Source organism: Bradyrhizobium sp. 4 (assembly GCF_023100905.1).
Taxonomy (GTDB): Bacteria; Pseudomonadota; Alphaproteobacteria; order Rhizobiales; family Xanthobacteraceae; genus Bradyrhizobium.
In genome coordinates this window covers 4879850-4903705 of the sequence record NZ_CP064686.1, presented here as the reverse complement: position 1 = coordinate 4903705, position 23856 = coordinate 4879850, and the positions used below count along the sequence as shown (strand labels likewise).

The following is a 23856-nucleotide window of genomic DNA, read 5'->3' as shown; positions in this document are numbered from 1 at the left end:
GCTTTTCCTGAGCTCCGGCTTCCCACCTTTGATCCGTCCTTAGGAATTCAGCTCGAGCTCCATCCTCGCCTGGCGATCGGCCTCGGCCTTGTTCCGGGCCGGGTCCTCGCCCTGTGCGGCCCGGCACGGCTTGATCTCGTATTCGTTGTCGAGCACCCGGCGTGGCCCGGGGCGGTTGTCATCCGCGGTTACATCCACGACGAGGCCACTTCGCTGCGCGAGCCTCCAGACGTCGGACTCATCAGGATAGGCCTTGCTGATCTGGGCGTCGTTGCAGAACAGGGCGTAGGGCATTCTTCCCGCTCCCGGAAAGCGCGTTAACGACTTTGCGGGGGAGGGGTTCCGATTGCGAGTCGATCACGCGGCCGTGATAGGGGTCGCCGGGGCCTGAGTCCTTAACGAGTCCTGAATCCCGAAAAAAAGAATCCCCGGGACTCATTTGGCGGAATCAGGGGATGTTTTCGGCCATGACGACCGACCTGAAAACCTCTTGCGGGCACATGCTGCTGCCCCTCACGCTGGCCCTGTTCGGCGCCTGCGCGGCCAATCTCTGGCTGGTGTGGTCCTGGCTGTAGCCGCGACGGGAGGCCTCGGCTCTACTTTTCAGCCGGTGGCCGGGGGGAGGCGTCCCAAATGGCGGCGCGCAGTTTGGTCAGGGTGGCCGCGCAATACTCCTCGCGCTCGCGCTCGAACCGCTCCTGATGCTTGCGGAAATTGGCGATGCGGGCCTGCATCTCGGTGCGGACGTCGTGGCTCGCCGCGCGCTGCGGCGGGAGAGGCAAGGGTTGGGGCGGAAGTGGCTTGCTCTCGACGACGGTGTTGACGGGGACGATCTGCACCGACGCGGCCGCTGTCGCCATCGGGATCTCCGGTGGATGCAAGTCATCCTTTTTGCCGGTTACCGATTGGACGAAGGCCATTGTCTGCGCGATCAGCGCGTCGCGTTCCGTGATCCACTTCATGGTGCACCCCTGTCGGGGTCATTCCAGCAAAGCTGGCCGGCCGAATCAAGAAGGTGTTGGGTGGGGGATTGCATATTTTTCCCGGCCGCCCGACAGTGGGGAATGGATGTCAAAGCAGACCATTCAGCCGAAGCCGAGGGCTTGAGGCTCGTCCGCGCGTTCCTGTCGCTGCCGCCCGACAAACGGGCGGAGGTGATCGCGTTCGTTGAGGAGTTGGCCCGCGCCAAACGCCGTCCCGAGGAGGGCGCCGACGTCTCGCCGGGGTGAGGGCTAGCGCTCCCGCGGATTGAGGTTGGGCTCGAACGGAGCCCCGACCACCCGAACCGGCGTCGGAGCGGTCACATCGATCATTGCCCGTTGGGCCTGCTGCTTTGCCGGAGCCGGTTCGAACAGCGCAATTGCTCCAGCCAAGGCGCTACAGCACAGCGTCACCGTCGCCAGCAGAAACATGTTTCGGTTTTCTTCCCTGATCCGCATGGACCGACAACGGACCACGTCACCGACCGGTTCCGGTCTTCTAAGCCCGGCTCACACCCCGGAATAGGCTGAAGCTTACACCAAGCTTACGGCCGAAGCCCAAATAGTTAGTTTTCCGTAAGACTACCCGGAACATCAAATCTTAACGTCAGCTGGTTCCAATGCACGGTGCTGGGAATATGCATCGGCAGAAAATCACTGGGGCGGCTGCAATGAGCGTTTTGAACAATCTGAAAATCGTGTGGAAGGTCGCGCTGATCGTCGCCGTGATGGGCTTTGCCATGGTCGCCGTCGCGGGCTTCGGCACGCGCGAGCTCTCGGCAACGGTCGACGGCTTCGCCGAGCTTTCCGCAGCACAATCCTCAGCGCTCAACCTGACGCGAGCCCAGCGCCGCGCAGAGACCTATCATGCCGCGCTCTATGCGGTCTTCACAGAGGCGACGGAGGCGGGCAACGCCAACCGTCTCAAGACCGCGACCCAGAACCGCGATGAAATCCGCCAATACCTCGAGGCAGCCGAGCAGGACGATCCCGCGCGCGCGAGCCAGATCAAGAGCATCGGCGACCAGTTGAAAGCCGTGTTCGCCGGCTGCGATCCGGTGCTGAAGGCAGGCTCACTCGCAAGCAGCCCGGAAGAGAACGCCAAGGCATCCGAACGCGCGCACAAGGAGTGCGACCCGGTGATGGATGCGGCCCTGGGGCGCATTGCCCAGTTCGTGGGCGAGACCGCACAGGCGGTCGCCAAGCGCAAGGACGCCATCAACCGCGATGCCAGATCCGCGACCTGGACCGTGATCGGCGTCAGCGCCGGCGGCCTGATCCTGGGGATCGCGATTGCGCTGTTCATCGGCCTTAATGCGATGTCACGGCCGATTGCCCGCCTCAAGCTCGCCATGGAGGGCCTTGCCCGCAACGATCTCAAGACCGAGGTGCCTGAGACGGACCGGCGCGACGAGATCGGCGACATGGCCAGGACGGTCGAAATCTTCAAAACCAACGGGATCGAGGTCGAGCGCCTCAAGGCTTCGCAGGTCGAAGTGGAGAAGCAGGCCTCCGATCAGCGCAAGCGCGATATGGTCAACCTTGCCGACGGCTTTGAGCGCGCGGTCGGCGAGATCATCGAGACAGTAGGCTCGGCGTCCACCGAGCTCGAAGCGTCGTCCTCGACGTTGGCCACCACCGCGCAGCGTGCGCAGGAGCTCACCTCGGTCGTCGCGGTCGCCTCGGGTGAAGCCACCAGCAACGTGCAGTCGGTTGCGACCGCCACGGAGGAGCTGTCCTCCTCGGTCAACGAGATCAGCCGCCAGGTGCAGGAATCCGCACGGATGGCTGGCGAGGCCGTCACCCAGGCCCGCACCACGACGGTGCGCGTCAGCGAGCTCTCGGTTGCGGCGACGCGCATCGGCGACGTCGTCGAGCTGATCAACACCATTGCCGGCCAGACCAACCTCCTGGCGCTCAACGCCACGATCGAGGCGGCACGTGCCGGCGAGGCCGGCCGCGGCTTCGCGGTCGTCGCCGCCGAGGTGAAGACGCTGGCCGAGCAGACGGCCAAGGCGACCGGCGAGATCAGCCAGCAGATTTCCGGCATCCAGACCGCGACCCAGGAATCCGTCAACGCGATCCGCGACATCTCCACGACGATCGAGCGGCTCTCGGAGGTGTCGTCGACCATTGCCGCAGCCGTCGAGGAGCAGGGCGCCGCGACCCAGGAGATCTCGCGCAACGTGCAGCAGGCCGCCCACGGCACCCAGCAGGTCTCCACCAACATCGCCGACGTACAGCGCGGTGCGGCCGAGACCGGCTCGGCCTCCTCGCAGGTGCTTTCCACCGCCAAGATGCTGGCGACCGACAGCAACCGGCTGAAGGACGAAGTCGGAAAATTCCTCCGAACGGTGCGCACCGCCTAAGTCAGCGCGGCGGCTTTCGTCGATCGCGCGGTTAGCGATTACAGCGCCAGCAGAAATCCCATTGCGATCGCGAACAGCACGGCCGTCATGACGACGGCCGCCGCCGCGCCGGCGGCGATCCTGGCCTTCTCTTTGGCTGTGGTGGGGCGCATGGGGCGAGACGCGACCGATGACGTAAGCAGGTTCGCTTACGGACCGTTTCGGACCGCTCGCTTTGCCTGTATACTGTGGCTGCGTCGGAATTCACATCCCGTCCATGATCTCCAAGCGTCCACCCGTGCTCGCCCATGAGCGGTTCGTCGCCGACCGCGATAAATTCGCGGGCCTCGATCTGGCCGCGCGGTTCGAGCGCATCGAAAAGACGAACCTGTGGGGTGCGGCGACCTCGGTGTCCGGCCTCGGCTCGGAGGATCACGCGACCGCCGCGATCCGTGAGGTGCTTCCTCCGCTGTTGCAACGGCTCGGCGCGCGCTCGCTGCTCGACGCGCCCTGCGGGGACGCGGGCTGGATCGGCCGCATGAAGCTGGATCTCGACTACACCGGCATCGACATCGTGCCGTCATTGATCGAAGCCAATCGCCAGCGCGTCGCGGCCGGCGAGTTGTCAGGCCGGTTTCTCGTTGCCGACATCACGCGCGATGCACTGCCGCGCGCGGATATCGTTCTGTGCCGGGACTGCCTGGTGCATTTGAGCTTCGACAACATCGTTCGCGCCGTCGCGAACTTTCGCGCCACCGGCGCGCATTTCCTGCTGGTCACGACGTTTCCCGAATGGGGCGGCAATCGAGATTGCGAGGACGGGGACTGGCGCGCACTGAACATGGAGAAGGTGCCGTTCGACTGGCCGGCACCGCGCGAGCTGATCAACGAGCGTTGCGAGGAGGGCGGTGGCGGCTGGCGCGACAAGAGCCTCGGGCTGTGGCGGCTCGATCAATTGTAGCCCGGATCGCACTGCGCTCCATCCGAACTACAGGACCAACGAGAGTGGAGTGAATCCCGATGATCGATGCCCAATGCCGCTGCGGCGCTCTCGCGCTGTCGCTTCCAGGACCTTCCAGCCTCGTGGTCGCCTGCCACTGCATTGACTGCCAGCGTCGGACCGGCGCGCCGTTCGGGGTCGGTGCGTTCTATCCGGCGGAGGGCGTCACGATCTCAGGGACGTCGAAGGAGTACGTCCGGACAGCCGGAAGTGGCGGCAAGGTCCGCAGCTATTTTTGCCCCACGTGCGGTTCGACGGTCTATTGGAAGGCGGACAATCTGCCTGCGATGATCGGCGTTGCCGTGGGCGCGATCTCGGTTCCGAACTACCCGGCACCCATCCGCTCGGTTTTCGAACAGTCGAAACATGCCTGGGTGGAGATATCAGGCGCTGAGCACTTCCAGCAAAGCAGCGCACCGAAGCATTCGAAGTGAGAGTTGCGCGTCAAATTTCGCGCCAAGGCTTCGCGGCGAGATGAATTGACGCCGTTCCCGTCTGGTTCCGCCGAGGTTGGAATTTGCGGCAGTCCCTCTGCTTCGCGTGAGACAATAGCTGGCGATCCCGGGTTGGAACGAACGTGACAAAAACTCGTTTGCCGACCGGAGCTAACGATGAATAACGCGGAAATTTTCGAACCTTTCTTGGCGCGGTTGCGGGTCAGCACCGAAATTGACGAAGAGGACGAGGTCGCTATCCGTCATCTGCCAATCACGGTGAAGCGGATGGCTGGTGGTCAACCGGTCGTTTCTCTCGGAGATCGACCTTCCGCATGCTGCCTTGTCGTTGATGGCTTTATCCTGAGATCAAAGATCGTCGGCAATGGCCACCGCCAAATCATGGCCTTTCACCAACCCGGCGACATTCCCGATCTGCAGGGGCTCTTTCTGCATGTGATGGACCATGACGTCAGCACGCTTGGCGATAGCGTTCTCGGCTTCATTCCGCATGCAGCGGTGCGCTCACTTATAAGAAAGCGGCCCAACGTGGCCGAAGCGCTTTGGCGCGATACACTGACCGACGCCGCGGTCTTCCGGGAGTGGATTTGCAACGTTGGTCAACGCGAAGCCACAAGCCGCGTGGCGCATCTCGTGCTTGAGCTTTACACCAGATTGAAGGCGATCGGCCGAGCGGACGGCTTGTCCTTCGATTTTCCGGCCTCTCAGGCACTCCTCGCCGACGCCGTCGGCACCAGTGTGGTTCACATGAATCGCGTCGTTCAGCAGTTGCGTGCTCAGCGCGTGTTGGACCTGGAGCGGGGAAGAATATCGATCCTTGACGAAGCCAGGTTGCGCGAAATAGCAGACTTCGACGTGCTTTATCTGCATCTCAATCCGTCGCTCTGAGCCATGAAGTTCTACTTCGACATCAAGGACGACTTTTTCGCTGCGGTCGACGAGGATGGGGTGGATTTGCCCGGCCCGGAAGCCGCCGAAAAAGAGGCGATCGCAATGGCGACCTCGATTGCCAGAGACGTCGCATCGGCAAAGGGGGCGCAGGTCCTCATTACAGTCAGGAACGAGAAGCACCCGCTGCTCGAGTTGAGTGTAACGGTCGCTCGGAAAACTCTGACGTGATTGCCTTGGAAATCGATTGTAGCCGTCGTCCGACTGAGGAGTGCCCCGATCTATAAGGCCGCGGTGTCGGCTAAATCGGTGGTGCCGGCTGAGGGGATTGAACCCCCGACCTTCGGTTTACAAAACAGTCAATCTTACCTCTCTAAGGGTTACTTTGGATCACGTTTGATCCCCATAAAAGCAGCGTTTCCCTTTACAAAAAGGCCTTTGTTACGCATTGTTACCCGCACGGGGTAACAGAGCATAACGGCGCTTTGTGGCTACCCCGGCAGCTACCCGAGGACGCAACATGGCAAAGCTCACCGACGCGGCGGTATTGAAGAAGCGGCCCGATCCGAACAAGCGAATTGAGATCCATGATGCTGGCGGGCTGTACCTCGTCATTCAGCCCTCCGGCGCCAAGAGCTGGGCCTTCCGCTATCGCTTCGCCGGCAAGTCCCGCAAGCTGACAATCGGCGGTTATCCGTCGACTGACCTAGCTCATGCGCGTGCACGCGCGGCGGCGGAGCATGTGAGGGTGCAGGGCGGAGCCGATCCCGCGACGGAGCACATGGTGGCCTCTACCGCTGCGGACGACTTCGCCACCGTCGCTGTGCAGTTCCTTCAGCGATATGCAAAGCCCAAGAACCGGGGGTGGAAGGAGACCGCTCGATTGATCGGCCTCATCCCCGATCCCACCAATCCGTCTGACGACCCGGCGACTTTCGTGGCGCACAAGGATGGTGCTGTGAAGAAATGGGGCCATCGGAAGATCGCCGATCTCACCCGGGCGGACATCAACCGGCACCTTGACGGTATCGTTGACCGGGGATCGCCGATCGCTGCCAACCGCGTGTTTGCAGCGCTCCGCAAAATGTTCGGCTGGGCGGAAACCCGCTACGCGCTTAAGGCCAATCCGTGCGACCGGGTAGAGCGTCCGAGCGCCGAGGTATCGCGAGACCGCATCCTGACCGACGACGAACTTAAAAGCGTATGGGTTGCGGCCGGCGAACTTGAATGGCCCTTCGGACCGTTCGTTCAACTTCTCGCCCTGACCGGACAGCGGTTGAATGAGGTGGCTGGCATGGCGTGGTCCGAGCTCGACCTAGAGAAGAAGCTTTGGACGCTGCCCAGGGGGCGCGTGAAGAACGACAAGGGCCACGAGGTGCCATTGAGCGCCCAAGCCATCAAGGTCATCAGGAGCGTTCCCAAGGTCGCTGGGACCGATATGCTTTTCACCACCACTGGAGACTCGCCGATCAGCGGGTTTTCAAAAACCAAGGCAACCATTGACGAGCAGTCGGGCGTCACTGATTGGACGTTCCATGACCTGCGGCGCACGTTGGCGTCCGGCATGGCCCGCCTTGGGATAAACCTTCCGGTCATTGAGAAGGTGCTGAACCATTCCTCTGGCAGCTTCCGTGGCATTGTGGGGATTTATCAGCGGCACTCTTTCGCCGATGAGAAGCGAGCGGCACTCGATGCATGGGGGCGATATGTCGCCGGGGTGATCGATGGGCAAACCACCACCAATGTGGTGCCCATCCGCGCCTAGCCACCAAGTCTTGACACGTTATCACGAAGCACCTACATTGAACGTGCACTCCAAGAGCTACCCGGCGAGCCGTTGTTCAATGGCCCTTGCGGAGTGTTCACATAGGATGTTTCCCGGCCCTGGGCGGTAGGCAGTGAGGTCGATAGAGCAACGGCTCTGATCTCGAAGAAGCCACCACCGAGCTACCCGGCGAAGTCATTCACGAATTCGCGCCCACCATCGCGTGGTGCGCCAACCGTGGATGACCCATGTACTCTCCCGACGACATCTATCTGAAAAGCACGCAGGTTCGGACTCGCTACGGCGATATTAGCGACATGACGCTATTTCGCTGGTTGCGCGACCCGGAGCTTGCTTTCCCCCAGCCGGAATACATTCGGGGCCGGCGGTTTTGGCGACTGCATGCGCTCGAAGCATATGACAGCGCTCGTGCATCCAAGCACGAGGCGGCATGAACCATGCCGACCTCAGATACGGCGAAGCCGGCCACCGCGTTGTTCGGTGAACCGGCTTCAAATTTCGAGCAGCTTGGCGGCAGGCTCGTTCACTTAGATACACGTGACACGACGCTAATTCAAGCGCGCCGATTGTGCCGACTCTATGCGCTGACATACGCCACCGCCACGACCATGGCCCAGCTCGCTTATGGGGTGGCGCGATGACCTTAAAGATCAAAAACCAGACGAGTGTTGCCGACCTCACGGCTGCAGAGGCGCGCTACGAATACTCGTTCCTTTATCGGCAGCTTCGGGGGCACGACCCAGACACCACAGCGAAGCTGTTGCGGATGTGGGCGGGGCGTTTCGTCGAAATGCAGCGCGAGGGCTTGCTGCCGCAGGATTCCGACATAGAAGACAGCTTGTTCGCCCATGCCTTTAACCTGGGGCTGGTGGATCACTATGGACCGGCCGAGATCGACGAGATCATCAAGGCCGGGCTGGGGGATGCTGCCGCAACCGAGCTGGAGTTTGCGCGAGACCGGTTGAAGCTTTTCCCCGCTTCTATATGGGACGGTGAACCTGTCCCAGATCCTCTGTGGCACGTGCCTGGCCTCATTCCCGCGCACACCGTGACGCTGCTCGGCGGCGATGGCGCAACGGGCAAGAGCCTCCTGGCACAGCAGCTGGCGATTGCTACTGCGCTCGGGAAGCCCTGGGTCGGGTTCGATGAGATCCCGCAAGGGCGGGTTGTCTACTTCTCGGCGGAAGACGACGAGGACGAGCTCCACCGCCGGTTCTCTCGCATTACGCACTCATACGGGGCGACATTCGCCGACCTCGACGATTTGAGCGTGATGCCGCTGGCCGGCGAGGATGCGGTGTTAGCCGCGCCCAATGGGCGATCGAACATGATCGAAACCACAGGCTTATGGAAAGCGCTTGATCAGGTTGTCGGGGACATCAAGCCGGGCCTGATCGTGCTCGACACCCTCGCCGATCTCTTTGGGGGCGATGAGAACCAGCGCGCACAAGCTCGGCAGTTCATTGGGTTGCTGCGAGGCTTGGCGATCCGGCATCGCACTACGCCCGTTGTTCTGGCACATCCCAGCCTGTCTGGCATGGCTTCGGGCTCTGGATCATCAGGCAACACGGGCTGGTCAAATAGCGTCCGGTCTCGGTTGTATCTCGAACGCATTCTGGTGAGTGACGCAGGCGAGAAGACCCGGCTTGCAGAGCCCGACGAGACTCTGCGCGAGCTCTCGGTCAAGAAAGCGAACTACGCTCAGAAGGGCCAGCCGATTCGGTTGAAGTGGGCCGATGGTGTCTTTGAGCGGCAGCCCGATAGGCAGGGGCTCCAGACCGCCGACCGTGACATGCGGGCCGAGTTGGTCTTCATGTCGCTTCTTCGCTGGCATGAGCAGCACGGCATGAATGTGAGCCCAAAGCCGTCCACGTCGTATGCGCCGGCCGTGTTCGCTCGACACAGCGACGCAGACGGTGTCACGAAGCGCGCTTTCACGCGAGCCATGGAACGATTGCTTAGCTCCAGGAAGATCCGCATCGAGACAATCGGACCCGCGTCACGCCAGACTACTCGGTTGAGCGCGTATGCCGAGTAGCTTCAGACGCCTTCAGACGACCCTTCAGACGGCCTTCAGACACCTAGCCACACTCTCCCCCTATAACCCCCATGGGCGTCTGAACGCCCGCTTGGGGCGGGCTCGACGCCTAGCCCTATGAAGAGCTGGACGCCGGCCGGTTCTCACTGCCGTTCGATGGTTGGGGCGCAAAGCCGGTCGGCGATCCTCGCTGCACTTCCGCAAGCGCGCCGCGTTTTTTTCTCGCGCGACGCAGCGGCGGTGTCGATTGGTCGCTCTCTGCAAAAATACTTTCATCGCGTTAGATAGTGATAGCATCTGATATACAGTCAGGTGCTTTACACCAATGAAACCACTGTTTACATTGGGCTTTATGAATGATTTGCCGCGCTCGGGTATCCATTGGGGTAGCAAACTTGATGTGTGATCGAAGCCACCTCGAAAAGCCTCCGTCAAAAACTCGCAGCCGCGTGACCAACGGAAGCGCGCTGCTTGCCGGCCTCGACGCGCGCACGGCGCCCGTGCGTCGTTACAAGGATCTCTATCAGCAGTTCGTGGGCGACATCGGGGGCGCTCCGAGCGCCGCGCAAGACGCCATCGCGCGCCGCGCGGCTCAGCTGTGCGTGGTGCTTGAGCAGAGTGAGGCACGATACCTCGCGGGCGGCGGTGTCAACATCGCCGAGTACACCACCGCCTCCAACGCCATGCGTCGCTTGCTATCCGATTTAGGCATTCAGCGGGTCGCCCGCGATGTCACTCCGTCCCTCGCGTCCTACGTGGCCTTGAGGGCCACAGAGCGCGCCAAGGATTCGTTTGCGTCGTCACCCCTCACCAATGAGCCCGCGCAAGCTGAACGCACCAGCGGGCTTCCTAGCGCCTCACAGGAGTCACTATGAGCAAGTCGTCATCCACGCCAGCTAACCCCAACTATCTCATTCCCGGCCGCGAGGGCGGCAAGCCCAGTGCTGCTGGTGCCGGCAGCACCCATCGTGAGAGCGGGAAGCCGCAGGTGAAAACCAAGTGAGCATCGACCGCAATCCGAGCGAGGCCATCGTTGTGATGGCTCACCACGATCCCGCGTTCGAGGGCTCGTATCACATGCGTCTTACGGCATGCGGGCGTTTGCTCGCTATTGGCCGAGATCCGCTCAAGGCATCGGCGCGTCGCCTCATCGAAGATGGCGTGAGGGATGACACGGCGCTCGTCGTTCGGTTCGAGGACGGCCGCGCCATGCTCAGCGCCAACACGCTCAGGAAAGCGCTCAACGCTTGAACATCATCGACGCCATCGACGATCCGCACCTGTATGCGCCGTGGTTCCCCGGCGAGAGCTGGAATCCGTGGAAGGTCGTGCTGAAGGCTATCTTCGCCATCCCGATGACCGAGGGGGAGAAAGTCTTCTTCCACTCCATTGCCGAGCGCGATCCGCCGACCGAGCCCGTCAAAGAAGTCTGGATCGTTGCCGGTCGTCGCGCCGGCAAGGACAGCGTTGCATCCGTGCTCGTGGCCCATCTCGCCGCCATGTTCGACGGCGCTTCCAAGCTGCGCCCCGGCGAGCGCCCGGTGGTGCTGTGTCTCGCGACCGACCGCGACCAGGCCAAGATTATCTTTGGCTACACTCAATCCTACTTCCAGGACATCCCCTTGCTCGCCGGTCTCGTGCAGCGCGAGACGGCCAGCGGACTGGAGCTCAACAACCGCGTTGACGTGACGATCGCGACCAACAGCTTCCGCAGCCTGCGCGGTCGGCCTGTGCTGGCTGCCGTGCTCGATGAGTGTGCGTTCTATCGCGACGACAGCTCCGCTTCCCCCGATGTGGAAACCTACGACGCCATCAAGCCGGGAACGGCTACGCTGCCGAATTCAATCATTATCGGCATCTCCTCGCCCTATCGAAAGTCGGGGCTTCTGTACAAGAAATACGAGGAGCATTTCGGCAAGGATAGCAAGGTGCTGGTGATCAAGGCACCTTCGACGGTTCTCAATCCGACGCTCGACCCAGAGATCATTGCGGACGCGATGCGCGATGACCCGGCCGTGGCGAGTGCGGAGTGGATGGCGGAATTCCGCAACGACATCTCCAGCTACATCCCCATTGAAGCGGTGCGCGCCTGCGTCGCAAATGGCGTGATGGAGCGAAAGCCGGAGCGAACCAATCATTACGTCGCGTTCACCGACGTTGCAGGCGGCTCCGGCAAGGACTCGATGACGCTCGCGATTGCGCACAAGGAAGGCGCGGACGAAAGCGCCACGGTCATCCTGGACGCTATCCGCGAGGTGCGGCCGCCGTTCTCACCGGAGGCCATCGTTCAAGAGTTCTGTGACTTACTGCGGTCCTACCGGGTGTCTCGGGTAGTCGGGGACCGCTTCGGGGGGGACTGGCCGCTCGAGAGTTTTCGAAGGTTCGGGGTTCACTACGAGATTGCGGATCGTTCGCGATCGGATCTCTACGTGGCTCTATTGCCTTTGATTAACTCGCGGGCGGCCGATCTCCTCGACAATGACCGTCTTATCACACAGCTCGCGCTGCTTGAGCGGCGCGCCACGCGCGGCGGCAAGGATGCCATCGACCATGCGCCCGGTGCGCATGACGACGTTGCAAATGCGGCCGCCGGGGCGCTCGTCCTTGCGACCACGACTAAGAGGCGGCGGGGCGGCCCGGGCGGAGCCGTTGCCCACGAGTCAGCCTCGAAATTCAACCCTATCACTTACGGAGTACGACATTGAGCGATACAGCCGAAACAACCAGCCCGGCGGCCGAAGCCTGGATGGCCGGTGACATGCAGCGCGCGCAAGAGCTTTCTCAGCCGATCCCTGATGAGGTGACTGGCACGCCGCCCGCCGACGTGCAGCCCTGGTTGAAGAACCACTTGGCGGCTGAAGCGCTACGAGACAACGCGCGGCCAAACGTAGCGGCCGACCAGGCAGCGGCCGAAACCGCTATGATCTCGAACGCGGCCAGCAAGCTCAGCGAGATTGGGCCGGAGGGCGCTTCGCTCGTGCAGGAATGGGGCGGCCACACCTCGGCCGATTTCAAGGAAAATCTCGCCTACGCCAAAGCGGCGTTTGAGGACGTTGCGAAGAACCGGCCGGACTTGATCGCCAAGGTCGATGCCAGCGGGCTCGGAAACGATCCTGCGGTGTTGAAGATCCTGTCTGAGCTTGGCCGGCAGAAGGCCCACACCTACGCAGACAACACAGTGAGCAGCAGGCGTTCGCAGTTCGATGAACCCCGCCAACCCCTTCCGAGCGGCAACAGCGCGGCCCAGCGGGAGCTTGATTCAATTTACAAGAAAACTCCACCTGGCACTGAGGGCTATCGGGACCGTGCTGTCCAATCCCGCATCCAGCAGCTTCAGGAAATGATCCACGGCACCGGCCCCGCAATTGGCCATGGGGGGCGCACAGCGTGAGCGATATTCATGATCTCGTGGCTGTAGACATTTACGGCTTCTCGCTCGCGATCCAGGCCATGCCCTGGAATACGTTCTTCTACAAAACCACTCACACCATCGACGACATTCTGGAGAGCCCCGGATATTTCGAGGCGGTTGGCGAGAACCTCCGGCGGAACGACCGGATTGAGATCACGGCGAACGCTGAGGGCGTCCCCGAGGCGGCCACGCTCGTGGTGCGCTCTGTGACGCTCAAGGGCGGGAAGTCGGTCGTCGTCTCCAAGCTGGAGCGGCGCTGATATGGGGCATCGCATCCGCATACCAGGCGAAGGTGGGAAGATAGAAGCGAGAGCGGCGAGGCTGAGCGCCGCTGTCGCTGCGGAGTTGCAGCGCGTGGAGGAGGCAATGAAGCCCAAGCCGCAGAAGCCGGCGCGCAAACAATTCGCGCACATTCGGGACTATAGGAGCACATCAGTTTGACCATCGCATCACAACTATCTCGGATCAGCTACAACGGAGACGGGTCCACCACCGTGTTCCCGATCCCGTTCTATTTTCAGGCCAATGTTGATATCGTCGTCAATCAGCTGAGCCCGACCAATTTCTCGACGCTTCAGGTTCTCGGCAGCGACTACACCCTCACAGGCGCAACCGTTAGCACGGGAGGCGCTTGCACATTTGTGACGGCGCCGGCAAGCGGATACAGGGTCACGATTTATCGTGATCCCCCGGCCACACAGACCGCTTCGTACAACAACAACGATCCGTTCGCTGCCAAGAGCCATGAGGGTGCACTCGATAAGCTTACGACGCTTTGCCAGCGCCTCAAGGATAGGCTTGGTCGGGCGCTTACCTTACCGGAGTCGTCCACCTTCACCGGACTGACGCTGCCAGATCCCGAAGCTGGGAAATATCTTAAGTGGAAGGCAGACGATTCCGGGCTTGAAAACACCTCTGACGTTACGTTTCCCCCGAATAGCTATCCGATCGCAACGCAGTCGGAGGCCGAGGCCGGAGCGCAGAACGTCGTTCTGATGACGCCGCTGCGCACGTCGCAGTACGTCACGTCGACTCTCGCCTCGCAGGCCGAGGCAGAGGCAGGGGCACTGAGCGACGTTCTCATGACGCCACTACGTACCGCCCAGGCAATTACAGCGAAGGCCGAGCGGGTCTTCTATGAAACTTATGCGCTTGCAGCGGCGGCGACCATTCCCTCCACTGCGACTTACATCATCACGGCCGGTTATTTTGCCGCTGGCGATGGGGGCGGCAGCATCGCGACGAATGCTATCTACAAGCGCGTCGGAAGCCTTCCCGCGCATGCCGGCTATATTCATTCGGCAGACGGTGCCTATTGGGAATTGACAGGATCTCGCGTCAGCGTTCGTCAATTCGGCGCCGTGCCGGTGGTGTCAAACCTCGACACCGATCCGGACAGCGCGGCAGCGATCAATCTCTGCATGGCCTATTGCAATCTGAAACACACCAACATGACCATACCATCAGGTCAGTGGGCTCTTGATTCGGCGATCACGTCGCCGACGTTCATCATTGAAATAAGCGGGTGCCAGGGGGGCGGTCAGCCGACGATTCTCTACAAGCGATATGTCGAAGTGAACGCAAACAAGGGCGTCATTTCTCTCGGTGCGTGGGGTGCCACGATCACAGATATTCAGATCGCGGCGGGGAGCAGCGCATCGGGTGGCTCCGGTCTCTCGGCCATTTTGCCGAACAACGCTGCAAACATCGGAATTTTGCGCGTGCGAAATTTCTATGTGTCATGCGGCAATGGCGTCGCTAACAGCTTGAACATCAACGGAACGAACAACACTGGTGGTGTCGGTGGGACCGGCGGCAAGAGCTATCGCAGCGCTTTCTTCGAAAATTGCCATTTTTTCGGGGCCGCTCAGTACTCTGTGCTTCTGTTAAGCGTGCAGCATTGCTTTGCCTCGAACGTTTACTCGGACCCTACGGGCGGATCAACGGCCTCTGGCTATACTCTCAACTGTGCAGGAAGCGCTAACGCGCCTAACGATGATATCTATTGGACAGGTATTATCGGTGGCTCGCTGAGTTTGGACCGCACCTCGCGCGCGTCCTTCAACAGCGTCGTCACCGGTAACGTAGACAACACTGCGAACGTCAGTTCCACGACGGTGATGAGATGCCTCGGGGCCGTGGGCTCGAACTGGACCGGCTCACGCGCAATCAACTGACTGAGCGAGAGCGGCGGGTGGAGATGATCAGGGTTGGGTGGTTATTAAGTCCAACCATCAGAGCGTGGGCGAAAATTCGGACGGTTGAATTGCTTCGCCTCTTCAGAATCGAACCTCAATCGGATTTTGCAATCTGGACACATGAGATGCGCTGCATCGGCTCGCTGCAAAATTCTCTTCTTTCGATCCTCATAGCAATTTGCACAGATGTAATGGAGCGGAACGGCTCCGATAGCATCAGACTTGCGCGCATAGGCCAAGGTGTCTGCGTAGATGGCGGTAAGCTGATAATTCTCCTTCTCAGCATCCCATTTTTCAAACTGAGCCACCTGTTTTTCCAGCTCGCTTATTCGCTCCAGCAGCGCCGTCTGTGCCTCGCGGGCCGATAAGATCTTCTCTTGAAGATCGATCGCGACCGAGTTGCGAATGGTCGCGTCGTTGATATCTTTGAGGGCCCTAGTCATGTCTAGAGCGGTCTTGAGCGCCCCCAGTCCACTGATTGTTTCAGCAATGACCATTTACGGTTGTCCCCCGCGTGTTGTACTGCGCAATTCTGCCTGGATCAGTGCCGGTATGCGATGATCGCCGCCATTATCAGGGCGGCCATTGCTATCAGCGTAAACCGCCCCGTTTGGTTGATGCGGTTCATGATGGGACGGTCGCTAATGCCACCAGCCGAGCCAGATTCCCCAGCCGTGTATCACCGCCACCGGAAAGAAGAGGGCCCCGGCAATCAGGAAGCCCCAAAGCTTCTCGTTAAAGCAGGTGTACAGATGCTGGCACCAGCCTGCGAAAGCACCCAAGCCTAATAGTAAGCCAATAATGTTAGCCATACTCTCCACCCCCCGCTTCGCCATAAAAGCTCAACCGGCGGTAGTCAGCAAGCGGTATGCGCGCCGGAGCGCCCCGAAAGGGGTGGATTTTTAACCAAATCAGTGGTGGAGTGTCCGTGGGCTTGATAACCCGGACTAGTGATGCGGCAATCCGGTTGGCGCCGGAAACGCCGTCTGCGCAAGTGAGCCTTGGCGGGCTCGATAGCGCTGGCTGCACCTTGGCGGGTGCGCCGACCTGGCCATTATGGCCGGGAGCGGTGCGCCATGTCCAGAGCGAAAGCTTAAATGCCGCCGGCCCGTCTCACTAGCGGGTTATCAACTCCCGGCTGCCGGCCGACCCGGCATGGCCTTGATAAGCCAATCTAGTGAGAACCAGCCATGACCAGCCAAAGCACCAGCGCCCCGGGCGCCGGTCAATTCTCGTCACATCCATTGATTCTGACAAATTCCGCTAGCGCGGGTCAGGGAGTCAAAAACGTAGCCGAACCAACACACATCGAGGCGATTCCCTCGTTCGGGGCGCAGATCAGCAGGAGGTCAGTTATGAACGTTTTCGTTGGCGCCGCCACGTTTGCCGGGTCCAGTGCAATTCCAGTCGAAGCAAATGGCGCTCCGATCGGCGCCGAGGATGCTAGCTCAGAATTGCGCTTAGCCGTCCTACGCCTCTGCGAAACCCATGATGAAATGAAGCGGACCAGCGAGGCCCTAGGCGAGGCCGCCGCTCGACGCAAAGAATGGATGAAGAAGCATCCCGCCCCCGCCGGCCGCGCCTATCGCAAGTGGGAGCGATGGGATGAGCGGGTCTCCGAAAGGTTGGGCGTATACGTGCGCTATCACGAATACGATGATGCCAAGAGAGCCTTCAATCTGGCGAGGGTTGCGGTCGCTAACATAGAAGCAAGAGACCAACGTGAGCTCGTACTTAAGTGCGCCGTTGCGGCAATCTATGAGGATGGCAAGCAAGAGTACCTGCGGCGAGCGATGGAGGGCTGCCAAGTAATCTCGGTCTCGGCAACGTGGGACACCGCAAGGCTCCTTGATCCTACGCACCCGAGGCACTGACTACAGAGGCCCGCCGGTTCACGCTGGCGGGCCACCCTAGTTAGATCAAGTTGATGTGAGTTTCTTGAAGAACCCAAGTGCTTCTTCTTGGATTTTATCATGTGTGACTTCATCAACTGTCAGCGAAGCGGTGGACTGTCCAAGATTTGGAGTGGCGATATAGACGGTGATCTTGTTCCCACTGGGGGTCGGCGCGAATGTAATGTTCGGCCGCGTACGCCCGCCACCTGCCGTTGTCATGTTGCCTTTGTAGACCTCCAGCCCAGCGGCGGGGGGTGTATCTACAAAACGTGTCTGCCAACCGGCGGGGCTTAGCAATTGATCCACCACCTCCTGCAGGGCCGGGCGGACTACGGTAGAAATCTTGTCCACCCAATCGGCTTGGAATTGCTCAGCCTCAGTCCTTTTCCGTTCAGCGGTTATGTGCTGCTCTTCGTCCCGCCGGTTCTTATCAGTTATCGCTTTTTCGAATTCCTTCTTTAGGTCGTCCCTCATTGGGTCCTCGCTCCCGCCACTTATGTTGTGGCGGGGATTAAGCACACGCCGAACGTGCTTGTTAAGACCCTAGCGGGCCTTATACACCGGTGCCCATCTTGGGAGGGGCGAAGTCGGGGCGCACATCGGCCCCGCGACTACCGCAGCCCTGACAGACAAAGCGCGCCTCAATATCGGACAGCCGCATCTTGTCCGACCAACCGTCTGCATTCAGAGCAATGTGATGCCCGCAGTGGCAGTAGACCAGGACGCCGCGCAGGCCCATTTCCCGCATCTCGCCGAAAGTGATCTTGAGCGGGCGGCCGTCTGAGTGGGTAGGCGTATGGCGTTTCGGGCGAGGCATTCCGCGATCAAAGCGCCGTGCCGTCGAGAGTCAAATCGTCGATTCCTAGCGTAGCGATGCAAGTGCTAGCTACTGCCTGTCGTGGGTGTGGATGCCCCGCCGGCCTCGCGCTGGCGGGTCTTTGTTCTCTCTAGCTGCTTCATCCCGCCGCCGGGTCTCTTCGATGAACCGCCGCAACTCCCGCTGGTCTTCCTTCCGCATCTCCCAGAGCCACACGCATCCGCCGATGAAACCGGCGAGCGTGAATGTGCCGAGCGGGGTGTTTGTCGGCCCGTCTGCTTCGAAGAGGTTGCGGACGAAGTAGATCGCGCTGACTGCCGTGAGCACCCATGCTACGGGTTTCTTCTCAATCACAATCAATTGATACCCCAGCGGCTACCCCAAGGTGAGGGAGCCCAATGCTTCGAAACGATTGTTGCTAAAAATCAAGCAATTGCAAGGTTTTATGGTGCCGGCTGAGGGGATTGAACCCCCGACCTTCGGTTTACAAAACCGCTGCTCTACCGCTGAGCTAAGCCGGCGACGCCTGGAGAAGCGGGGCAGGGCCGGCGTTTGCCGGGGCTGTCCGCCCGTGCGCGCCGCAATACCAGACTTGACCGGAAAGTGCCAGAACCCGCGATCCCCCGATCCAGACATGAATCAGGCGGCCCGAAGGCCGCCTGATCTATCGCGTTCGGTTCAAAGCGCCTTACTGGCAGATGTGGCGACGGCCGTCTTGGCCCTTGAACCAGGTGCCGGGCGTGCAGACGAAGCCGTTGCGCTGGGCGTAGGTGCGGGTGTCCCAGCCGCGGTTGTCCCAAGAATTATTCCACGAATTATCCCAGCCATTGTCGTAGGCGTAGGCGTCGTTCGTGGCACGGAACGGGGCGGTTGCGATCGCGCCCGCAGTCCCGATGGCCGCGCCGGCCACGCCAGCGGCTGCTCCGACCGCGCCGGCGGCGACGTCGGTCGGCCAGAAGCCGGTGCGGCTCCTGTTCCAGTCGTTATTCCAATCGCCGTTGTTGGTCTGGCGATAGGACACGCGACGATGCCGATAGCCGCTATCTGTGTACGGATTTCCCGGTCCGACGTTCTGGCAGTTGGCGTTGGGGAATTGCGCCGCGCAGCGGCCGGGATTGGTGATCACGGCCTGCGCCATGGCAGAGCCCGTCACCAGGGTCGCCGCAATCGCCGTGGCTCCGAGAAGTTTGATATTCATGATTGTTGGCTCCCATTTTGTTGACGGGGGCTAAACGCCGAAGACGCCGGACGTTCCGCTGAAACCGGCGGATTTTCGTCAGCCACAGTCAAACGGAAGTGAGCACGCCCCATGGTTCCGGACTGCTGGGTCCGGCGGCGTTAATGCTTCGCTAGTTCGCCTTGCAGCATTTGAGCGGCGCGTAATCCTTACACATTAGGCTTACCAGCAATTGGTGAGAGGGCCTTAACCCTCTCTGCGTCGCCATCGGGTAGGTTGTCGACGGATAAATGGGATCCCCTTATGCGCGTTGTGGCGCTCGCTGCCTTTCTGATCGGACTGCCCGCGACGGCGTTTGCCGGCGGCGGCTTCGATATCGTCGTTCCCGGTCGGCCGGGCGTGCCCATCATCATCAACAACATCGACGCGTCCTATGCCGTGGTCGAGGGGACCTGGGGCTTGGGGAAGAATGTCCAGGTGCAGCCCACCATCTATGGCGGACGCTATGTCGCCGAGCGCCAGCCCACGGACGTCGGCCACTACTACCCGACGCTGGGCCTGCGGCCCGGCTACGGCCGGCTCGAGGTCGAGCCGCCCGCGAACCGCAAATTGCCCAAGCCGCCCGAGAGCTATCACCAGAGCTGGGGCGCCCAATCGGCGCCGCTGCCGCCGCAGATGGACGTGCCCGTCAATCCGCCGCCGGTGATCCTCGCGCCTGAGATCAACGACTATCCGCGGCGTCCTCGGCCGCGGCCGCGTGCAGAGATACCCGGCAGGCCGCCGGGTTAAGAAACGAAAACAACAAACGAAAATCAACAGGAGAGAGTAATGCGTCAGATGATTTCGGGACTGGTCGCGGCGGCTGCCGTGATGTTCGCTGCCACCGCGCCCGCCGCGGCCTGCGGCTTCAATCCGTGCCAGCCGGTCGCGCCGGTCTATTCCGGCTGCAACACCGGTTGCGGCGGTTACGGGGCCGGCTACGGTTACGGCGCCTATGAGCGTCTCGCCGAGCCCACCACGCAATATTATCACGTCAACCAGGGCCCGACCTACACCGGCCCGGGCGCCTTCGCGCCGTATCCGACCTACCGTGAGGACGCGGTGGTTGCGCCCGCCAATTACGGCTACGGCCGTGGTTATGGCTATGGGCACGGCTATGGCTATCGCGCCGCCGCGGTGGAAGCCCCGGCCGCCTATCCCTACCGCCGCCCGTATTACCGTCCGTATCGCTACGGCTACGGCCCGCGCGCCGGCTATCTGCCGCGCACGCACTATGGCTACGGTCCGCGCTACGGCTACGCTCCGCGCCATGCGCCGTACTATGGCGGCCACCGCGTGCTGCGCCGCTATTACTGATCGCTTGATCGGTTGAACCAACGAGACGCCCGTCCGCGATGCGGGCGGGCGTTTTGTTTTGTTACCGCTTCATCAGCCCGAGCCGGCTGGCGCCGACATAGAGCGAGAGCACGGCGGCATTGGAGACGTTGAGGCTCTTGATCTCGCCGGGCATGTCGAGCCGCGCCACGACGCTGCAGGTCTCGCGCGTCAATTGCCGCAGGCCCTTGCCTTCCGCGCCCAGCACCAGCGCGAGCGGCTCGCGCAGGGTGACCTCGGAAAGATCGGCGCTGCCTTCACTGTCCAGCCCGACGGTCTGGAAGCCGAGCTCGTTCAGCGTGGTCAGTGCGCGGGCGAGGTTTTGCACCGTCACCATCGGGACCAGCTCCAGCGCGCCGGAGGCGGCCTTGGCCAGCACGCCGGTCGCTTCCGGACTGTGGCGCGCGGTGGTGACGATCGCCTTCACTGCAAACGCCGCCGCCGAGCGCAGGATGGCGCCGACATTGTGCGGATCGGTGATCTGATCGAGCACCAGCACGATGCCGTCCTGCTTCAAATCCGCGATGTCGGGCGAGGGCAGAGGGTCGGCCTCGGCGAGCAGGCCCTGGTGCACCGCGTCCGGCGACAGCAGCCGGTCGATCTCCTGGGGCCGGACGATCTCGGGCGTGACCGGGATCGCGATGTTCTCGTCCGCCAGACGCCTTGCGGCGTTCTCGGTCAGCGTCAGCTTGCGGATCTGCCGCAGGGGGTTGGCGAGCGCCATGGTGACGGTGTGCCAGCCATAGAGGATGACGGGACCGTCGGTGTCCGAATCGCGATCGCGCCGGGCCGGGCGCCCGGCGGATTTTCCGGGCCTGTTGAAGGGCTTAGACCCGCCGCGGGGGCCCCTCGGGTTGAATTTTCGATCCTTCATGGGCTCGCTTGTGTCACGGGTCCCGGAATATGGCAATTTGGGTGGCTTCAGGGGCGATTTTAGCTGTTCGCCTCGGTTGACTTTACCCCATCGCTTCGCCGATAACCGCGCCCGGTCGCGCCCCCATCCGGGCTGTCGCGGCCTTCACGTTCCATGGCCGTCTTCGGTCGCCGGCAAGGTCCGGCCCGATTGTGCTGCCATCGAGCGGGGGAGTGTCCCGAGTGGCAAAGGGAGCTGACTGTAAATCAGCCGCCTTATGGCTTCGCAGGTTCGAGTCCTGCCTCCCCCACCAGCCTTCGCTCGCTTCGCGAGCTACGGCTCGGCAAGCCGGCACTTATGGTCATGGCGCGAAGTGAGCGAGGGCTGTCGCGCCGTAGCCCGGAGGGCGCAGGCGGACTGGCTTACCCCATCATCTCCCGCACCATCGGCACCACCTTCCGCCCGTAGAGCTCGATGCTCTTCATCAGTTTGCCATGCGGCAGCGGGCCGGCCGAATACTTCAGCTGAAACCGCGAAATGCCGAGTGTCTTTGCCGTCTTGGCGATCTTGCGCGCGACCGTCTCCGGCGAGCCGACATAGAGCGAGCCGTGCTCGGCCTCGTTCGCGAACTCGTCGCGGCCCATCGGTGGCCAGCCGCGTTCCTTGCCGATGCGGTCGCGCATCGCCTTGTAGTCGGGCCACAGCTCCTCGCGCGCCTGTTCGTCGGTCTCGGCGAGATAGCCTGGCGAGTGCACGCCGATCGGCTGTGCCGGGCGGCCGAACTCCCTGAACGCGCGATGATAGAGATCGACGAAAGGCGCGAAGCGCGCGGGATCGCCGCCGATGATCGCGAGCATCAAGGGCAGGTCGTAATGCGCTGCGCGCACCACCGATTGCGGGCTGCCGCCGACCCCGATCCAGGTCTTGAGCGTGCCGTTCTCGACCGGGGGATAGACCAGTTGATCCTTCAGCGGCGGACGCAGCTTGCCTTCCCAGGTCACCGGCTTCTGCGACAGCAGTGCCGCGAACAGGTCGAGCTTCTCCTCGAACAGCTCTTCGTACTTGCGCAAATCAAAGCCAAACAGCGGGAAGGATTCCGTGAACGAGCCGCGGCCGAGGATTACCTCGGCCCGCCCGTTCGAGAGTGCATCCAGGGTGGCAAAGCGCTGGAAGACGCGAATCGGATCGTCCGAGCTCAGCACCGTCACGGCCGAGCCGAGATGGATGCGCCTGGTCCGCGACGCGATGGCGGCCAGCACGGTCTCAGGGGAGGAGATCGCGAAGTCGGCGCGGTGATGTTCGCCGAGGCCGATGAAGTCGAGGCCGAGCTCGTCGGCGAGCACCGCCTCGTCGACGACGTTGCGGATCGCTTGCGCGTGCGGAACCATCGCGCCGGCGGCGTCCCTGGTGACGTCGCCAAAGGTGTCCAGTCCGAATTCGAGCGGTGCGGTCATTGATGCGGTCTCTGCGGGCGCGGCTTGCGCGCCTGTCACTGGGGGAGGGGATTGCTTTGGTTGGAGCTAAGCAGCGGGGACTGGTGCACAATGCTGCTTCGAGAAACCCATTGTTTCTCTTTTTTCATGGTGTCGGGGGCCCGCCGCCCGCGGCTCAGTCGGACCTGGCGAACATCTCGACCAGGGTGTCGCGCAGCCAGCGCTGCGCCGGTACGGTGTCGTTGCGCTGGTGCCAGAACAGGCTGACGATGCGTGGCGGCGCCCTGAGCGGAAGCGGCATGGCGTGCAGGAACGGCGCGTGCCGGGATTGCGAGCGCAAATCGCTCGGCAGCACCGCGATCAGGTCGGACTGGCGCACGATTTCGTAGGCGGCGCCGTAGTGATTGACGGTCGCGACCAGGTTGCGCGACAGCCCGCGCGAGGCGAGGAAGAGGTCGTAGGACGGCAATGTCTTGCCGGCGAGGCTCACATCGACATGCCCCGCGTTGAGGAAGCTGCGCGTGCTCAGCCGCTTCATCGCCGCGAGCGGATGGCCGCGCCGCATGAAGCAGGCGTAGTCGACGGTCCACAGCGAACGCGAGCGGATGGCGGCCGGCTGCTGTGCTTCGTTGACATAGACGCTCAACACACAATCAACGCGATTGTCCTCGAGCTGGTCGGCGATCTCCACGACCGTGTTGGGGACGGTATGGATCCGCGCCTTCGGCGCGACACTGCCGAAATGGTTCAGCAGGTTCGGCATCACCAGCGAGGCGACGTAATCCGACATCGACAGGCTGAATTCGGTCTGCGCACGGCGCGGATCGAACACCTGCTCGTCGAGCGCGCCGCGGACGGTTTCGAGCGCTTCGCCGATCGGCTCCCACAACACCACGGCGCGCTGGGTCGGACGGATGCCGGTGCCGGACCTGACGAACAGGGGATCGCCGAGCGCGTCCCGCAGTCGTGCGAGCGCGTTGCTGACCGCCGGCTGTGTCATCAGAAGCGCGTTAGCAGCGCGCGTGACGCTGCCCTCGGTCATGAGGGCCTCGAACACTTTCAGCAGGTTGAGGTCGAGCGTTCGAAAGGACAGAACATTCACCACAGTGATGTACTAGATCATGATTATAAATTATGACGATAATATCTCCTTGTCTATGGTTCCCCCAGGGAATGAGCGGAGTGCCGGGCCGCCAGACAGA

The 23856-nt window shown here is 61.9% G+C and carries 31 protein-coding genes and 2 tRNA genes; 20 read left to right on the top strand and 13 right to left on the bottom strand.

All coding sequences use genetic code 11. The features are described 5' to 3' along the window. Positions 1–39 precede the first annotated feature (39 nt). Positions 40–294 carry a hypothetical protein gene (locus tag IVB45_RS23305; protein ID WP_247362136.1) on the bottom strand — a complete coding sequence of 85 codons (255 nt, stop codon included), beginning with the start codon at positions 292–294 and terminating at the stop codon, positions 40–42. A gap of 302 nt (positions 295–596) precedes the next feature. Beyond that, complete coding sequence (locus tag IVB45_RS23300; protein WP_247362133.1) at positions 597–962, bottom strand: hypothetical protein; 366 nt, start codon at positions 960–962, stop codon at positions 597–599. A 102-nt stretch (positions 963–1064) separates the two neighbouring features. Between IVB45_RS23300 and IVB45_RS23295 the strand changes: the two genes are divergently transcribed. Then, positions 1065–1229, top strand: a complete 165-nt coding sequence (locus IVB45_RS23295; protein ID WP_197031174.1) for a hypothetical protein — start codon at positions 1065–1067, stop codon at positions 1227–1229. 3 nt (positions 1230–1232) lie between these two features. Here IVB45_RS23295 and IVB45_RS23290 read toward each other — a convergent pair whose 3' ends face one another. Then, positions 1233–1412: a hypothetical protein gene (locus IVB45_RS23290; protein ID WP_027568437.1), complete on the bottom strand. Its 180-nt coding sequence runs from the start codon at positions 1410–1412 to the stop codon at positions 1233–1235. 239 nt (positions 1413–1651) lie between these two features. Here IVB45_RS23290 and IVB45_RS23285 point away from each other — a divergent pair, with 239 nt between their 5' ends. From IVB45_RS23285 to IVB45_RS23220, 15 genes are all read left to right on the top strand, one after another. Further along, on the top strand, positions 1652–3349 hold the full coding sequence (locus IVB45_RS23285; RefSeq protein ID WP_247362130.1) for a HAMP domain-containing methyl-accepting chemotaxis protein: 1698 nt from the start codon (positions 1652–1654) through the stop codon (positions 3347–3349). Positions 3350–3605: 256 nt separating this feature from the next. Continuing rightward, positions 3606–4289, top strand: a complete 684-nt coding sequence (locus IVB45_RS23280; protein WP_247362126.1) for a class I SAM-dependent methyltransferase — start codon at positions 3606–3608, stop codon at positions 4287–4289. Between the two features lie 59 nt (positions 4290–4348). After that, positions 4349–4762: a GFA family protein gene (locus IVB45_RS23275; protein ID WP_247362123.1), complete on the top strand. Its 414-nt coding sequence runs from the start codon at positions 4349–4351 to the stop codon at positions 4760–4762. Positions 4763–4939: 177 nt separating this feature from the next. After that, positions 4940–5671, top strand: a complete 732-nt coding sequence (locus IVB45_RS23270; RefSeq protein WP_247362120.1) for a Crp/Fnr family transcriptional regulator — start codon at positions 4940–4942, stop codon at positions 5669–5671. 3 nt (positions 5672–5674) lie between these two features. Further along, complete coding sequence (locus IVB45_RS23265) at positions 5675–5902, top strand: hypothetical protein (protein ID WP_027568432.1); 228 nt, start codon at positions 5675–5677, stop codon at positions 5900–5902. Positions 5903–6191: 289 nt separating this feature from the next. Beyond that, positions 6192–7436, top strand: coding sequence for a site-specific integrase (locus IVB45_RS23260; RefSeq protein ID WP_247362116.1), 1245 nt, complete (start codon positions 6192–6194; stop codon positions 7434–7436). A 248-nt stretch (positions 7437–7684) separates the two neighbouring features. Next, the gene (locus IVB45_RS23255) at positions 7685–7891 is read left to right on the top strand and encodes a DNA-binding protein (RefSeq protein ID WP_247362114.1); all 207 of its coding nucleotides are present in this window, start codon (positions 7685–7687) and stop codon (positions 7889–7891) included. A gap of 203 nt (positions 7892–8094) precedes the next feature. Continuing rightward, positions 8095–9495, top strand: coding sequence for an AAA family ATPase (locus tag IVB45_RS23250; RefSeq protein ID WP_247362112.1), 1401 nt, complete (start codon positions 8095–8097; stop codon positions 9493–9495). A gap of 449 nt (positions 9496–9944) precedes the next feature. Then, positions 9945–10370 (top strand): hypothetical protein, encoded by a 426-nt coding sequence (locus IVB45_RS23245; RefSeq protein WP_247362110.1) that lies wholly within the window; start codon positions 9945–9947, stop codon positions 10368–10370. Continuing rightward, complete coding sequence (locus IVB45_RS38940; protein ID WP_256469446.1) at positions 10367–10498, top strand: hypothetical protein; 132 nt, start codon at positions 10367–10369, stop codon at positions 10496–10498. The genes IVB45_RS23245 and IVB45_RS38940 overlap by 4 nt, the downstream gene beginning before the upstream one ends. Beyond that, positions 10495–10746 (top strand): hypothetical protein, encoded by a 252-nt coding sequence (locus IVB45_RS23240; RefSeq protein WP_247362108.1) that lies wholly within the window; start codon positions 10495–10497, stop codon positions 10744–10746. The genes IVB45_RS38940 and IVB45_RS23240 overlap by 4 nt, the downstream gene beginning before the upstream one ends. Beyond that, positions 10743–12200 carry a hypothetical protein gene (locus IVB45_RS23235; protein WP_247362106.1) on the top strand — a complete coding sequence of 486 codons (1458 nt, stop codon included), beginning with the start codon at positions 10743–10745 and terminating at the stop codon, positions 12198–12200. The genes IVB45_RS23240 and IVB45_RS23235 overlap by 4 nt, the downstream gene beginning before the upstream one ends. After that, complete coding sequence (locus IVB45_RS23230) at positions 12197–12886, top strand: hypothetical protein (protein ID WP_247362104.1); 690 nt, start codon at positions 12197–12199, stop codon at positions 12884–12886. Before IVB45_RS23235 ends, IVB45_RS23230 begins: the two co-directional genes overlap by 4 nt. Beyond that, positions 12883–13167: a hypothetical protein gene (locus IVB45_RS23225; protein WP_247362102.1), complete on the top strand. Its 285-nt coding sequence runs from the start codon at positions 12883–12885 to the stop codon at positions 13165–13167. The genes IVB45_RS23230 and IVB45_RS23225 overlap by 4 nt, the downstream gene beginning before the upstream one ends. 177 nt (positions 13168–13344) lie before the next feature. After that, positions 13345–15084: a hypothetical protein gene (locus IVB45_RS23220; RefSeq protein WP_247362099.1), complete on the top strand. Its 1740-nt coding sequence runs from the start codon at positions 13345–13347 to the stop codon at positions 15082–15084. 44 nt (positions 15085–15128) lie between these two features. Here IVB45_RS23220 and IVB45_RS23215 read toward each other — a convergent pair whose 3' ends face one another. Then, complete coding sequence (locus IVB45_RS23215; RefSeq protein ID WP_247362097.1) at positions 15129–15602, bottom strand: hypothetical protein; 474 nt, start codon at positions 15600–15602, stop codon at positions 15129–15131. A 144-nt stretch (positions 15603–15746) separates the two neighbouring features. Then, positions 15747–15917: a hypothetical protein gene (locus IVB45_RS23210; protein WP_247362094.1), complete on the bottom strand. Its 171-nt coding sequence runs from the start codon at positions 15915–15917 to the stop codon at positions 15747–15749. Positions 15918–16460: 543 nt separating this feature from the next. Between IVB45_RS23210 and IVB45_RS23205 the strand changes: the two genes are divergently transcribed. After that, positions 16461–16979, top strand: a complete 519-nt coding sequence (locus IVB45_RS23205) for a hypothetical protein (RefSeq protein WP_247362091.1) — start codon at positions 16461–16463, stop codon at positions 16977–16979. A gap of 45 nt (positions 16980–17024) precedes the next feature. On the opposite strand, the gene IVB45_RS23200 is transcribed toward IVB45_RS23205, so the two are convergent. From IVB45_RS23200 to IVB45_RS23180, 5 genes are all read right to left on the bottom strand, one after another. Further along, positions 17025–17474 (bottom strand): hypothetical protein, encoded by a 450-nt coding sequence (locus IVB45_RS23200; RefSeq protein WP_247362089.1) that lies wholly within the window; start codon positions 17472–17474, stop codon positions 17025–17027. Between the two features lie 79 nt (positions 17475–17553). Continuing rightward, positions 17554–17817 carry a hypothetical protein gene (locus tag IVB45_RS23195; protein ID WP_247362086.1) on the bottom strand — a complete coding sequence of 88 codons (264 nt, stop codon included), beginning with the start codon at positions 17815–17817 and terminating at the stop codon, positions 17554–17556. A gap of 69 nt (positions 17818–17886) precedes the next feature. Next, the gene (locus tag IVB45_RS23190; protein ID WP_247362083.1) at positions 17887–18177 is read right to left on the bottom strand and encodes a hypothetical protein; all 291 of its coding nucleotides are present in this window, start codon (positions 18175–18177) and stop codon (positions 17887–17889) included. An 86-nt stretch (positions 18178–18263) separates the two neighbouring features. Continuing rightward, positions 18264–18338 (bottom strand) — tRNA-Thr (locus IVB45_RS23185). 167 nt (positions 18339–18505) lie between these two features. Further along, positions 18506–19015, bottom strand: coding sequence for a hypothetical protein (locus IVB45_RS23180; RefSeq protein WP_035961364.1), 510 nt, complete (start codon positions 19013–19015; stop codon positions 18506–18508). A gap of 282 nt (positions 19016–19297) precedes the next feature. Between IVB45_RS23180 and IVB45_RS23175 the strand changes: the two genes are divergently transcribed. Further along, a complete protein-coding gene (locus tag IVB45_RS23175) occupies positions 19298–19783 on the top strand; it encodes a hypothetical protein (protein WP_027567569.1) in 486 nt (161 codons plus the stop codon). 39 nt (positions 19784–19822) lie between these two features. After that, on the top strand, positions 19823–20350 hold the full coding sequence (locus IVB45_RS23170; RefSeq protein WP_247287089.1) for a hypothetical protein: 528 nt from the start codon (positions 19823–19825) through the stop codon (positions 20348–20350). Positions 20351–20411: 61 nt separating this feature from the next. Here IVB45_RS23170 and rlmB read toward each other — a convergent pair whose 3' ends face one another. Next, positions 20412–21242, bottom strand: a complete 831-nt coding sequence (gene rlmB, locus IVB45_RS23165) for a 23S rRNA (guanosine(2251)-2'-O)-methyltransferase RlmB (RefSeq protein ID WP_247362080.1) — start codon at positions 21240–21242, stop codon at positions 20412–20414. Positions 21243–21448: 206 nt separating this feature from the next. On the opposite strand from rlmB, the gene IVB45_RS23160 reads away from it, so the two are divergent. Then, positions 21449–21534: transfer RNA gene (locus IVB45_RS23160), tRNA-Tyr, on the top strand. A gap of 109 nt (positions 21535–21643) precedes the next feature. Here IVB45_RS23160 and IVB45_RS23155 read toward each other — a convergent pair. Both IVB45_RS23155 and IVB45_RS23150 read right to left on the bottom strand, forming a co-directional pair. Then, on the bottom strand, positions 21644–22675 hold the full coding sequence (locus IVB45_RS23155) for an LLM class flavin-dependent oxidoreductase (RefSeq protein WP_247362077.1): 1032 nt from the start codon (positions 22673–22675) through the stop codon (positions 21644–21646). A 154-nt stretch (positions 22676–22829) separates the two neighbouring features. Next, positions 22830–23759 (bottom strand): LysR family transcriptional regulator, encoded by a 930-nt coding sequence (locus tag IVB45_RS23150; protein WP_346015319.1) that lies wholly within the window; start codon positions 23757–23759, stop codon positions 22830–22832. Positions 23760–23856: the final 97 nt, after the last annotated feature.